This window comes from Cupriavidus sp. 01L46 (genome assembly GCF_056399905.1).
The window spans coordinates 150,668-163,226 of record NZ_JBFTSF010000001.1 but is presented as its reverse complement, the minus strand read 5'-3'; the positions used below and the strand labels follow the sequence as shown (position 1 = coordinate 163,226).

Below are 12,559 nucleotides of genomic sequence, written 5' to 3'. Positions count from 1 at the left end.
GATACCAGCAGGGAGGCGCATAGCCCGACGGGGAAAGTAAGGCTACACGCGGATTCTATATCATTTTTATCAATTAAAAATAGGGGGGGGATGTTTCATATTTGCGCAAAGACCGGTCAGGCGGAACAGGATCAGACGCGCTCCGGCACACCCAGGCTGCTGCCGGGCAACGCTGCCGGCGTGCCGCGCTCGAGATGCGCGGGCAGCCACTCGCATAGCCCGGCCCGCGTCAGCGGGCGCGCGAAGTGATAGCCCTGCCCCAGGCGCACGCCCTTGCCCGCCAGCCACGCGCGCTGCGCCTCGCATTCGATGCCTTCAGCCACCACCGCCAGATCCAGGGCGTGGGCAAAGTTGATGGTGACGTCGACAATCTGCCCGCTCACCTTGTCGCCAGGATCGGCCTGCACAAAGATGCGATCGAGCTTGAGGAAGTCCACCTCGAATTGCTTGAAGTAGGCCAGCCCGCAATAGCCGGTGCCGAAGTCGTCCACCGCCAGCTTGATGCCGCGTGCCTTGGCGCGCTGGATCGCACTGCGCTGGTGCTCCACGAGCGAGACGGCATCGCGCTCCGTGATTTCCAGCACCGGGGTCACGTTGGCCCGCAGCAGCGCGAACAGCGGCGAGTCTTCGGCCCAGAAGCCCGCATCGTCGAAGTGCTCGCTGGTGACGTTGAAGGCGAGATGGAACGCGGGCGGCAACGCCAGCGACTCGAGATCGCGCAGCACGCGAGGGATCAGGTTCAGCGTCAGCGCGACCGCCAGATGCTGTTGCTCGATGGCCGGGATGAAATGCTCCGCCTCGAGCAAGCCGCGCCGCGGGTGTGCCCAGCGTGCCAGCACTTCCACCCCCGCGCACAGCCCGCTTTCGAGATCGACCAGCGGTTGGTAGTAAGGCACGAATTCGCCATTGCGCAGCCCGCGCTGCATGTCCGCGGCAACGGAGCGGCGCGCCGCCCGGCGCGAATGCAGCCCCAGCACCACCAGCGCGGCGATGCCCGCGGCCAGCGGTGGCAGCACCATGTACTTGAGGCATTTTTGCAGCACCAGGCCGTGCGGCGCGCTCGCGATGACGGTGATCGGGTGTCCCGCCAGTGGCCGGATGTCGACAATGCCGTGCGCGCCCTGCCCGGCGTCATCACGCCGCACCAGGGTTGGGGCGACGGCAGGCTCGCCCGCGTCGCCCATTTCATCGCCAGCGCCGCCGCTGAGCATGAAGCGTGTGCCCGCCACCTCGATCTCGATACCGGGAAATCCCAGCTTGCCCGCCGACTGCACCATGTCGGCCAGGTAACGCCCCTCCACCCAGACCAGTACGCCGCTGCCCGGGACGGTGCCTAAGAACACGGCGAGCGCCATGCTGCTGCCGCGATGGGGTTTGGCAAGGTGGTACTGCAACCCGGGCCGCCAGTTCAGCAGCTCGCCCAGCGGGGTCGCGATCTCGCCACGCACCGCCGAGCAATAGCGCATGCCGCGCGCCACCAGCACCACATCGCGGATATAGGCGGTGTAGGCAACCTGCTCCTGCAACTGGCGCGCCACGCCGCGGCAGGGTGCGCCTGCCAGCGCGCGGTCCCGGTAGGCAATGTCAAGCGTATCGGCCAGCGCGAGTTCGAGGTTGTCGCGCACCGCCGACGACATGCGCTCCACGCGCTCGCGCGCATCGTGCGCGGCCAGCATCGCGCTCAGCCATAGCGCTAGGCCGGTGGCAAGCAACGCCGCCAGCACGGCGGGCCGCCGCGCCCCCGCGCGGCCGGCTTCTTCCCGCAGACAGCGCTTCATATTGCCGCCGGCAGGCTGAGGGTGACGATGGTGCCCTTGCCGATCTCACTGGCAAGCGTGATCTGCCCCTGATGCGCCGCCACGATCTCGCGCACGATCGCCAGGCCCAGGCCGTTCCCCGTTGTATTGCCCTGCCGGTTGGCCCGGTAAAAATTGTCGAACGCCATGCCCGCTTCTTCCTTCGTCATGCCGATACCCCGATCCTCGACCCTGACCGAGACCTTTTCCTGCTCTAGCGGCAGGGGCTCGACCGTGACGGTAACTTCGTCTTTCCCGTCAGAATACTTCAGCGCATTTTCTATCAGGTTGCGTACCGCCTGTGTCAATTGCGCGCGGTCCGCCAAAACGTGCAGCGGCACGCCGGCATCGATCACGCGCACCCTGCCGGCTTCGGCGAACTCGCCCGCCACCGTTTCGCGCACGAGCGTGGCCACCTCCACGCGTTCACGCTCGAGCATGCCGCTGCTGCGCGCTTCGATGCGGGCCAGGTCGAGCAGGTCGGACAACAGCGCATTGAGCTGGCTGGCGCGGGCGTGGATGGCATGATAAATGCCGCTGCGCCGCTCCACCGGCACCACATCGGCACTCAGCAGTTCGGCATAGCCAGCAATGCCCGCCACGGGCGCCTTGAGCTCATGCGCGGCCGCGGAGACAAAATGGGATTTCATGCGGTCATGGCGCAGTTGCGTCGTCACGTCGCGCAGCACCAGCACCAGGCCGCCGCCGCTGGCCGCATGCACGATGCGCACCTCGTAGGCGGGCGACACCGCCATGTCGAACTCGACGATGCCGGCAAACTCCCCGGCCGGCTCGGCCCGGTCCAGCTCCGCCAGGAGCTGCTCGGCACGGCAGGCCTGCCGCGCCGCACGCCGGCCGCGGTAGAGCCAGTGGACAAACTCGCGTTGCGTGGCGCCGCGCAGCCGCGACAACGGCACGCCTAGCAGTTCGCACAGCGCGGTATTGGTCTCGTCGATCACACGATCGCGGCCAAACACCGCCACACCGTCGGGCATGGCCAGAAACAGCCCGCGCAAATGCTGCTTCTTCTCGGCCAGGATATCGCGCACCACGGTCTCGCGGTCGGCCAGCGCGGCGAGCTGGCCCAGCGCGACGAACTGCCTGACCTGGAAGAACATCACCAGTACGGTGACCATGCCGGCGATCGCGATCCCAGCGCGCAAGCGGTCGTGATAGCTGGCAAGGGCCGCATCGCTGCTGATACCTGCCAGCACCGCGAGATTGCGCCCCGGCAAGCGCTGGATGGCGTAGATGCGGCGAACGCCATCCAACCCGCCGACGGCCGTGATGAGGCTGTCCTGCGCGCTGGCCAGCGCCCCGCGCAACGCGGAGCCGGGCATCAGCACCTGCCCTGGCTGGCTGCTTTCCTGGCTCCAGCGCGCGCGCACCACGAAGTCGTCCGTGCCCGCCAGCAGCACAGTGCCGGAATCCCCCAGGCCCGCCTTGGCGTAGACCCGCGACAGGTCGCCGGGGTCGAGCGACACCACCACCACGCCCGCGAAGCGGCCATCCTTGGCGCCCGCGATACCCCGGGACAGTTGCACGGACCAGCGGCCGCTGACACGCCCGACAAGCGGCATGCCGACATACAGCGACGGCAGCGCGCGGCTCTCGTGTACGCGGAAATACTGGCGGTCGCTCAGGTCCAGCGACTCGAAGCCAGCGCTGGTGGATGCACGCAGCCTGCCGGCGCGGTCGAGCACGGATACCTCGAGAAAGGGGTCGATGGCAAGGTAGCCGCCACGCTTCCATTGCGCCAGCGGCAACGCGGGCCCGCGCTCCACCACCGCGCCACCAACGAGCGACGCGATCTGGTCGGCCTCGGCCAGCGTGCGCTCGGCGTGCTCGCCGAGCAGCCCGGCCACGCGGGCCAGGCCAGCATGCACGTGCCGCAATTCGGCTTCGCGGTCCCATAGCCCCAAGCCGGCGAGCGCGCACCAGATGCAGGCCACGATGACAATGCCTGACCAGAACGGGTGTCTCGCGGAGCGATGCGCACCTGCCAATGCCTGTCGGTAGATTTCCAGCCTCATGGGAAAGCTACCAAAAAACGAATATATTGTTCATCACAGCCGTGAATCGCAGCCTTCGATACTAGTCCGCGCGTGCGTGCGCCCCGCGCACCCCCCCGGGTGCCGCTGCCTGAAGGCAGCCTGCTTGCGGCAAAACTTCACAGTATGATCTATTCGGCTGCGCCAGTCCGCTCGCACTGGCCCATCGCCCCGGGACATCCGGCGTAGCCGGCCAGGTGCATCGCGAAGCGTTAACTTCAACGGTTCAGCGAGGCTTTATCATAATTGCGTGTCTTCCTGGCATTAAGTTGCGCTTAGGCAGCTTTCCGAAGAATAATGAAAACAATACGATACGTAACGCCGCGGCCTCACCCGGCGCGCGTTGCGTCAGTTGAAGAGGCCATATGACCGATCTGCGCTTTTATTCCACCAAGACCGCTGCCGAGATGCTGGGCGTCTCCCTGCGCACGGTCCAGCTCTGGGTCGAAAATGGCCGGCGGCCCGCGTGGAAGACCGACGGCGGACATCGCAGGATCCCGGCCGATTCGGTCGACCGCATGGTGGCCGACCAGCGCAGCCAGACCGCCGCGCCCACGACAGCGGCAGCCGCCCCGGCGGGAAAGGCGTTTCGCGTACTGCTGGTGGAAGACGACGAACACCTGCTGCAGATTTACCGCATGGCGCTGGAAACCCTCAACCCGTCGGTCGAAATACTCGAGGCCACGAACGGATACGACGGCCTGCTGCTCATTGGCAGCAGCAAACCCGACCTTGTCCTCCTGGATCTGATCATGCCTGGCATCGATGGCTTCCGCCTGTGCAGGACCATCGACGCGCAGCAAGAGTTTGCCGCCACGCGCATCGTCGTGGTGACTTCGCTGGACAAGCATGCCATTGCGGACCGCGGCGGCATTCCCGGGCATATCCGCGTCTTTTCCAAGCCAATCCCGATGTCCGTGCTGCAGTCGCTGGTGGTGACCTTGCAGGTCGGCCCTGGCACGCCAGCCTAGGATTTGGGCAGGCGCAATGGCGGGATTCAGCGTCGCCATTGTATATCATTTTTTTCAAATACCCTGATGCGCAAAGTTTCATATTTACATGCATCGCGTGCGGCAAAGGACTATCTGCTCTAGCCACACCCCCCTTCCCGGAGATCCCCATGTCCATCCATGAACAACACCTGCGGGAAGCCGTACGCCTGGCGCACGCCAATCGCGCGCGCGGCGGCCGCCCCTTTGGCGCGGTGCTCACGCTCGATGGCGAGCAGGTGGCGACCGGCGTCAATGACATCGAGCACAGCTTCGATCCCACCACGCACGCGGAGATGCAGGCCATCCGCGCCGCGTGCCGCAAACTCGGCCGGCCGAGCCTCAAGGGTGCCGTGGTGTACGCCAGCGGGCATCCGTGCCCGATGTGCCTGGCCGCGTTGATCATGACCGGCGTGGAGGCGGTGTACTACGCCTTCGACAATGCCGACGCCGCACCCTACGGGCTTTCGAGCGAGGCCGCCTACCAGGCGCTGCGCCTGCCGCTGGATCCGCCGCCGCTGCCGCTCACGCGCCTGCCGGCGGGGATGACAGCAGCGCAACTGTATGGGGCATAGGGCGAAAACCATGCGCAAAAACGGGCCGCAAAGCAAAGCGTACCCGTTTCTGCGTGACCGTCAGGGCCGCTCCGTACCCGTTTCTGCGTGATTTTCAGCAGGCCGGAACAGGGGGCGTACCCGTTTCTGCGTGGCGCAAAGCGCCTGGGCGCCAGCCCCGGTCAGTAGGTTTTGTAGGGCAGGAACTTGCCCGACATCTCGATCTTCACGCGATCGCCATTCGGATCGGCCTCGCGCTGCAGGTCCATGCGGAAATCGATCGCGCTCATGATGCCGTCGCCAAACTCTTCGTGGATCAGGGCCTTGAAGGTCGTCCCGTAGATGCTGACCAGTTCATAGAAGCGGTAGATCAGCGGATCGGTCGGCACGGGCGTGGGCAGCGAGCCCTTGTAAGGCACGGTGCGCAGCCACGGCTCGGCCTCCGGCGGCAAGCCGAAGATCTCCATCACGGCCTGCGCGCCGGGCGCGTCGAAGGCCATCTGGCCCAGGCACGCGGCGGTCGTCCACTCCTTGCTCTTGCCGACCTTCTCGGCCACATCGGACCACCGGATGCCTTTGGTGACCTTGGCCTCGATGATCAGGTCAGTGATATCGCTGCGATTCATTGGATTTGCGCTCCTCTGGATTCTGGATTGGCTTGGGGGCGGATGCCGCGACGGGGCGGCACTAGCGCCGGACGATGTCAGGGAAGCCCATCCAGCCGCGTGCAAGCCGCGGTGCGCGCGTTGTCGTATCGCACCAGCGCGGCAAAGGACGTAGCACCCGGCACGAGGGCCTGCAGCGCCAACACGACAAGAAGGATCGGCATCGCACCTCCGCAGGTTCATGCGCACTAGATGGTGACGCGTCCGGCACGCTTCAGGCATGCATCAGGCAATGTCACCGCGTGCCAGCATGGATCGTTGCGCGCATCGCCAGAATGACCACGCGCGCGCTCCCGTGACAAAGCGCTCCGCGCAAGGTTCATGCCACTGCACGGGACACTTGACGCTTCGCCAGGTGGCGCATGCAAGCGCGGGCGCAACACGCAGGCGCACCAAGGCCGCTGCGGCGCACGCACTGCCGCGGTGAATCACGCCGCGCGTGCGCACCTGGCATTGCACCCTCGCCCCCAAGCGGTGCAGCGCGGCGGGTGGCATCCTGCCGCACGCCGTGCATCGCGTCGCACCGCACGTGGCACAGCCATTGCTTGCATACAAGATCGCATACAAGCAGGGCACAACGGCCGCACAGCGCGCCCCCTGCAGGCCGTGGCCTGAGACCCACGAACTCCCGGAGAAATGCCATGACCCAACTTTGCGACGAGACGCTGGCGCACTACGCCCGCAGCGCGCTCAAGCTGCACGGGCTGGAGCTGCCCAAGGACGCCGAGGCGCGCGTGATCGAACAATTCCTACGCGTGGCCGCGGTCGCGGCACCCATGCTGGCGCACCCGCTGGATGCGCACGACGAGCCGGCTCCGGTGTACCGGCCATGAACGCGCGCGAACCCTTGTTCGACTCCGCGCTGGCGATCCGCAGCGACATCGACACCGGCGCGCGCAGCGCGCTGGATGTGGCCACCGCCACGCTCGCGCGCATCGAGGCCTGCGACCCGCTGCTGCACGCCTTCACCGCCGTGACGCGCGAGCGCGCGCTGGGCGAGGCGCGCCGCGTCGATGCGCTGCGCGCCCAAGGCGCGCGGCTGCCGCCGCTGGCGGGTGTGCCCTACGCCGTGAAAAACCTGTTCGACGTGGCGGACCTCACCACGCTGGCGGGCTCTCGCGTGCTGGCCGGCGCCGCACCGGCCCGGCGCGACGCGGTGCTGGTTTCGCGCATGCGCGAGGCGGGCGCGGTGCTGGTGGGCACGCTCAACATGGACGAGTTCGCCTACGGCTTCACCACCGAGAACGCGCATCGGGGCACCTGCCGCAATCCGCACGACCTGGCCCGCGTGGCGGGCGGCTCCTCCGGCGGCAGCGCGGCGGCGGTGGCCGCGGGCCTGGTGCCGCTGTCGCTAGGCTCGGACACCAATGGCTCGATCCGCGTGCCGGCGGCGCTCACCGGCATCTTCGGGCTCAAGCCCACTTATGGGCGGCTGTCCCGCCGCGGCAGCTATCCGTTCGTGCACAGCCTGGACCACGTCGGCCCCTTCGCACGCTCGGTGGCGGACCTCGCGGCGGCCTACGATATGCTGCAGTTCGCCGACGCCCGGGATCCGGCCTGCGCGCGCCGCCCGCTCGAAGCCGTCAGCGGGCAGGCGCCGATGCGCGTGCGCGCGGCACGCCTGGGCGGCTACTTCGACGACATGGCCGGCCCCGATGCGCGCGCCGCCGCGCAGCGCGTGGCCGATGCGCTCGAAGCCACGGGCGTGATCCATCTGCCGGGCGCGGCGGCCGCGCGCTCGGCCGCCTTCGTCATCACCGGCACCGAGGGCGGGCACCTGCACCGCGAGCATCTGCGGCACCAGTATGCGCAGATGGAGCCGCTCTCGCGCGACCGCCTGGCTGCCGGGCTGGTGCTGCCGGCCGCGTGGTATGTGCGCGCACAGCAGGTGCGCGCGGCCTTTCGCCAGGAACTGCTCGACGCCTTCATGCGCGCCGAGCTGCTGATCGCCCCGGCCACGCCGGTGGCAGCGCCGCTGGCCGGGCAAGAGAGCATCGACATCAACGGCCAGGTACTGCCAGCGCGCGCCAGCCTGGGCCTGCTGACCCAGCCCATCTCGTGCATCGGCCTGCCGGTGCTCACGGTGCCGCTGGCCGGCCCCGACGGCTTGCCGCTAGGCGTGCAACTGATCGCGCCGCCGTGGCGCGAGGACCTGGCCTTTGCAGCCGCCCAGGCGCTGGAGGCCGCAGGTGTGGCCGCATGCCCGCGGCCATCCGCATTGCTCGCGCGGGCCGCGGCATGAGCGGCGCCGAGGTCCGTGTGGTTTCACGCGCCGAAGCGGTCTACGCGCAGCTGCGCGACGACATCTTCGTGCAGGTGTATTTCCGCAGCGGCTGGGAGGTGGTGCCGCTGGATTTCACACGCTTCGACGAGCTCTACGAGCTGCGCAAGCTGATCGAGGTCAACGCCGTGCGCATGCTGTGCACGCACGCCACGCCCACGGTGGATCACGGCGCGCTGGCCCAGCTTGCGCAGTTCTGGCAGGTGCCGCGGAACGCGCGCCTGGACGACGGCCGCCTGGTGGCGCAGCACGATGAGGCCTTTCACGCGGCACTGGTAGCAGCGGCGGGCAATCGCGAAATCGCCAGCGTGCACCGGCAGGTGACCGAGCGCATCCGCATCATCCGCCGGCTCGATTTCACCTACGCCGCGCGCGTGACCGCCACCTACGACGAGCACGCCGCCATCCTGCGCGAGATCCAGCGCCAGCGCGCGGAGCAGGCCGTGCTGCTGCTGTCCAGCCATATTGAAGAAAGCCGCGCCGAAGTGCGCAAGATCACGCTGCACCGCTTGCAGACGATACGCACCGACGGCGCGCGCGCGCGCGCCTGACATGCACCGCGATAGCCCCACCTGGGCGCGGCGCTACCGGGCGTCTCCTGATTTTGTCCCTCCACTCCTTTAGCCGCGAGATCACCATGACCGATTCACGCTTCAACCCACGCCGCCGCCTCGCCCTGCGCCAGGGCCTTGCCGCCGGTGCGATGCTGGCCGCGCCTGCCATCGTGCGCGCGCAGACGCCGAAGATCCGCCTGGGCTTCTGGCCGATCGCCGGCGGCATCCCGCTGTATGCGGGCATCGAAACGGGGCTGTTCAAGCGAGCCGGCCTGGAGGTGGAAGCCGTGAAGTTCGCCAGCGCCCAGCAAGTGGTGGAGGCCATGATCGCCGGGCGCATCGAGGGCTCGGCCAACGGCACGGCTTCCGCGGCGCTGGGCCTGGGCGAGATCACTTCGCCCGGCCTGTGCAAGATCTTTGCCGCCAACCCGTCCAACGCCACACTGCTGCTTGATGAAATCCTGGTGGCCAAGGACAGCCCGTTCAAGACCCTGGCCGATCTCAAGGGCAAGCGCATCGGCTGCGGCCCCGGCATCCAGAACGTGACGCTGGCCAGGGTGATCTTCGAGAAGAACGGCTATGCCGACGTCAAACCCGTCGAGTTGCCGGTAGGCCAGCACGTGGCCGCGCTGGCCGCGGGCCAGCTCGACGCGGTCTACACGCTGGAACCCACCGGCACCGTGGGCCGGCTCAACGGCACCTGCCGCGCGCTGGAGTACGGCGTGATCTCGCGCTACGTGCTGGGCAACGCCAGCCTGCCGTGGTTTGGCGGCTCGGCTTCGCTGACCTCGGCCTTCCTCTCGTCCAGCCCCGAGTTGTCGAAACGCTTTATCGCCGCCTACGGCCAGGCCATCGACATGGTACGCAAGGATCCCGTCAAGGTGCGCCCCTTCCTGAAGGGCTACACCAGCATCGACGACCAGCTGGCCAGGGAAGTGCCGCTACCCGGCTTCACGCTCTACAACGAGTTCAAGCCGGCCGATATCGAGGCCTTCCAGAAATTCTTCGACGTCTTCCACGACCGCAAGCTGTTTGCCCGGCGGGTGCCGGTGGCGGACATGCTCTACCGGGGCTGACATGCGTGCATCCAACCTGGCGCCGCGGCTGCTGCCGCTGATCGGCCCACTGGCGCTGCTGGCGCTGTGGCAAGCGGCGGTGTCGGCCAAATGGGTCAACCCGGTGCTGCTGCCATCGCCGGCGGCAACGCTCGGGGTGCTGTTCGCAAGCGTTGCCGACGGTTCCTTCAGCGCGGACCTGCTGGCCACCGTCTCGCGCACCTTCTATGCGTTCGCGATCGCCGCGGTGATCGGCGTGCCGCTGGGTGTGGCGCTGGGCAGCTCGGTCCCGGCCTATCGCAGCGTGGAGTTCCTGATCGACTTCTTCCGCTCCACGCCGTCATCCGCGCTGATCCCGCTGTTCATGCTGCTGTTCGGCCTGTCGGATGCGAACAAGATCGCCATTGCCGCCTTCGCGGCGGTGCTGCTGATCCTGTTCAACAGCGCATATGGCGTGATGAACGCCAGGAAGACGCGCGTGCTGGCGGTGCAGGCCATGGGCGTATCGAAATGGCACGTGTTCAAGGATGTGCTGCTGATGGAGAGCCTGCCGCAGACCTTTGTCGGGCTGCGCACCGGCGTGTCGATGTCGCTGGTGATCGTGATCGTGGCGGAGATGTTCATCGGCTCGGACACGGGCCTTGGCCACCGCATCATCGATGCGCAGCAGGTCTTCAATATCCGCAGCATGTACGCCGCCATCCTGGTCACCGGCGCGCTCGGCTACGTGCTCAACCTGGCCTTCTTCATGCTGGAGAAGCGCTTTGTCCACTGGAGCGGCAAATGAGAGTCCTGCAATCGGGCGCCGGCGTGGCCGACGCGCCGCCGCCATCGCCGCTGGTGGCCGCACCGGCCGGGCGCGAGGTCCATGTCACCATCCGCGGCCTGTCCAAGGCCTTCGGCGGCGTGCCGCTGTACCAGCATCTCGACCTGGACCTGCCGCGCGGCAAGATCGTCTCGATCTTCGGGCCCAATGGCTGCGGCAAGTCGACGCTGATCAACATGGTGGCGGGCCTGTTGCCCCTCGACCGGGGCGAGGTGCTGTTCGATGGCAAGACGCTGCGCCAGACCGTGATCGGCTACGTCTTCCAGAACTACCGGGACGCCCTGCTGCCGTGGATCTCCGCGCGCGACAACGTGGCCTACCCGCTGCGCCGCAAAGGCATGCCGGAGGCGCAGGCCAAGGCGCGCACCGAGGAGCTGCTGCGCGCCTTCGACGTGCGCTTCGACGTTAACCGCTTTCCCTATGAGCTCTCGGGCGGGCAGCAGCAGCTGATCTGCATCATGCGCGCGCTGGCGCCGCGGCCCGAGGTGCTGTTCCTCGACGAACCTTTTTCCGCGCTGGATTTCGAGACCACCCTGTTCATTCGCGACAAGCTCCAGGAAGTGCAACTGGCGGAGGGCACCACCATGGTGATCGTCTCGCACGACCTGGAAGACGCGGTCTTCCTGGCCGACCGCATCCTGCTGCTGACGCGCCGGCCCACGCGCGTGGCCGAGGCGATCGACTTCGACATGCCGCGCCCGCGCGATGCGCAGGCGGTGGCCGATCCGCGCTTCATCGCCACCCGCGCGCATGCGCTGACGGTGTTCCAGCGCGAGGTGCGGGCACGCTGAGACGCGCGCAAACGGGCCGCTGCACTGGCAAATCCTTGCGAGAATTATTTCCGATGTAACGCCACATTACGGGACCGGCCACGGTCCCTTTTCTTTTCGAGGCTGCGGCCGGCCCCGCACCACCACCCGTACGCCCAACGCCGGCAAGGCCTGGCGGGTGGCGCGCAAGGCCCCGGAATGCCTCGCCAAAGGTGAAGCCGGGGCCCTTGAAAGTGTGATTGCGCCTTACAAGTGCAAGCACACCGGCGCGGGCCCGATGGCTACAGTGAGGCCATGTTCAACGCGAAGCCAGTCACGGAGTCCCCAACATGAAACGCGCCATCGCCCTGGTTGTCCTGCTCTCCTCCGCAGCGGCCCTGCTGTCCGCCTGCATCGTGGTGCCCCCGCGTGGCGGCCCGCCGCCGTACCGTTACCACGACCGCTATTGAGCAGCCTCAGGTAACACGCACGCGCCGCCCCCGAATCCAATGCATCGCTCGCCCCCCGGAGTTGAACCATGAAACGCCAACTGCTGCTCGCCCTCACTACCCTTGCCGCCGGCGCCGCGCTTGGCCTGATCTCGCCGGCCCAGGCCCAGGCCTATCCCCCGGGCTACCACGGCACCCCGCACATGCGCCCCGCGCCGCCTCCGCCGCGCTATGAGCCGCGCCCGCAGGGCCGCCCCGGCCAGGCATGGGTGCCGGGGCATTGGAACGCCCACGGCGGCAGCTATGCCTGGCGCGGCGGCTACTGGCAACGCGAACGCCCCGGTCACCGCTATGTGCCCGAGCGCTGGGTGCAAAGCCCGCACGGCGGCTGGGTGATGCGGCCCGGCTACTGGACCCGCTAAGCCGGCTAAGCCGATTTACCCCGGCAAGGTAGCCACATACGCCGTCCCCGCCTTGCGCGCAGACGGCGTCTTTTTTTGTGCTCGCATAGCGCACCCGGCACGCCGCGCCAGTGCGCCATCGAGTGTGTGCTAGCCAACAGTCCCCCCCGCGGCCCGGCAGTACAGTCA

Annotated in this window: 13 protein-coding genes; 9 read left to right on the top strand and 4 right to left on the bottom strand. The window is 67.7% G+C overall.

All coding sequences use genetic code 11. The features are described from left to right. Positions 1-131: 131 nt before the first annotated feature. Complete coding sequence (locus AC1DS3_RS00685) at positions 132-1,778, bottom strand: EAL domain-containing protein (RefSeq protein WP_441632650.1); 1,647 nt, start codon at positions 1,776-1,778, stop codon at positions 132-134. Beyond that, the gene (locus AC1DS3_RS00680; RefSeq protein WP_441632648.1) at positions 1,775-3,829 is read right to left on the bottom strand and encodes an ATP-binding protein; all 2,055 of its coding nucleotides are present in this window, start codon (positions 3,827-3,829) and stop codon (positions 1,775-1,777) included. Before AC1DS3_RS00680 ends, AC1DS3_RS00685 begins: the two co-directional genes overlap by 4 nt. Positions 3,830-4,212: 383 nt before the next feature. Between AC1DS3_RS00680 and AC1DS3_RS00675 the strand changes: the two genes are divergently transcribed. Continuing rightward, positions 4,213-4,818, top strand: coding sequence for a response regulator (locus tag AC1DS3_RS00675; protein WP_477126540.1), 606 nt, complete (start codon positions 4,213-4,215; stop codon positions 4,816-4,818). Positions 4,819-4,967: 149 nt separating this feature from the next. Further along, on the top strand, positions 4,968-5,411 hold the full coding sequence (locus AC1DS3_RS00670) for a nucleoside deaminase (RefSeq protein WP_477126539.1): 444 nt from the start codon (positions 4,968-4,970) through the stop codon (positions 5,409-5,411). Positions 5,412-5,572: 161 nt separating this feature from the next. On the opposite strand, the gene cynS is transcribed toward AC1DS3_RS00670, so the two are convergent. Then, positions 5,573-6,016 (bottom strand): cyanase, encoded by a 444-nt coding sequence (gene cynS, locus AC1DS3_RS00665; protein ID WP_174425784.1) that lies wholly within the window; start codon positions 6,014-6,016, stop codon positions 5,573-5,575. A gap of 77 nt (positions 6,017-6,093) precedes the next feature. Then, complete coding sequence (locus AC1DS3_RS00660; protein WP_441632642.1) at positions 6,094-6,219, bottom strand: hypothetical protein; 126 nt, start codon at positions 6,217-6,219, stop codon at positions 6,094-6,096. Positions 6,220-6,696: 477 nt separating this feature from the next. On the opposite strand from AC1DS3_RS00660, the gene AC1DS3_RS00655 reads away from it, so the two are divergent. The 7 genes from AC1DS3_RS00655 (at position 6,697) to AC1DS3_RS00625 (ending at position 12,391) form a co-directional block, all read left to right on the top strand. Next, a complete protein-coding gene (locus AC1DS3_RS00655) occupies positions 6,697-6,888 on the top strand; it encodes a DUF4089 domain-containing protein (protein WP_174425783.1) in 192 nt (63 codons plus the stop codon). Continuing rightward, positions 6,885-8,297 (top strand): AtzE family amidohydrolase, encoded by a 1,413-nt coding sequence (locus tag AC1DS3_RS00650; protein WP_441632639.1) that lies wholly within the window; start codon positions 6,885-6,887, stop codon positions 8,295-8,297. The genes AC1DS3_RS00655 and AC1DS3_RS00650 overlap by 4 nt, the downstream gene beginning before the upstream one ends. Next, on the top strand, positions 8,255-8,887 hold the full coding sequence (locus AC1DS3_RS00645; RefSeq protein ID WP_477126538.1) for a GntR family transcriptional regulator: 633 nt from the start codon (positions 8,255-8,257) through the stop codon (positions 8,885-8,887). Before AC1DS3_RS00650 ends, AC1DS3_RS00645 begins: the two co-directional genes overlap by 43 nt. An 86-nt stretch (positions 8,888-8,973) precedes the next feature. Next, positions 8,974-9,966, top strand: coding sequence for an ABC transporter substrate-binding protein (locus AC1DS3_RS00640; RefSeq protein ID WP_441632635.1), 993 nt, complete (start codon positions 8,974-8,976; stop codon positions 9,964-9,966). A 1-nt stretch (position 9,967) separates the two neighbouring features. Further along, positions 9,968-10,732 (top strand): ABC transporter permease, encoded by a 765-nt coding sequence (locus AC1DS3_RS00635; RefSeq protein ID WP_441632633.1) that lies wholly within the window; start codon positions 9,968-9,970, stop codon positions 10,730-10,732. Beyond that, a complete protein-coding gene (locus AC1DS3_RS00630) occupies positions 10,729-11,562 on the top strand; it encodes an ABC transporter ATP-binding protein (protein ID WP_441632631.1) in 834 nt (277 codons plus the stop codon). The genes AC1DS3_RS00635 and AC1DS3_RS00630 overlap by 4 nt, the downstream gene beginning before the upstream one ends. 496 nt (positions 11,563-12,058) lie before the next feature. Further along, positions 12,059-12,391, top strand: a complete 333-nt coding sequence (locus tag AC1DS3_RS00625) for a hypothetical protein (protein WP_441632629.1) — start codon at positions 12,059-12,061, stop codon at positions 12,389-12,391. Positions 12,392-12,559 lie beyond the last annotated feature (168 nt).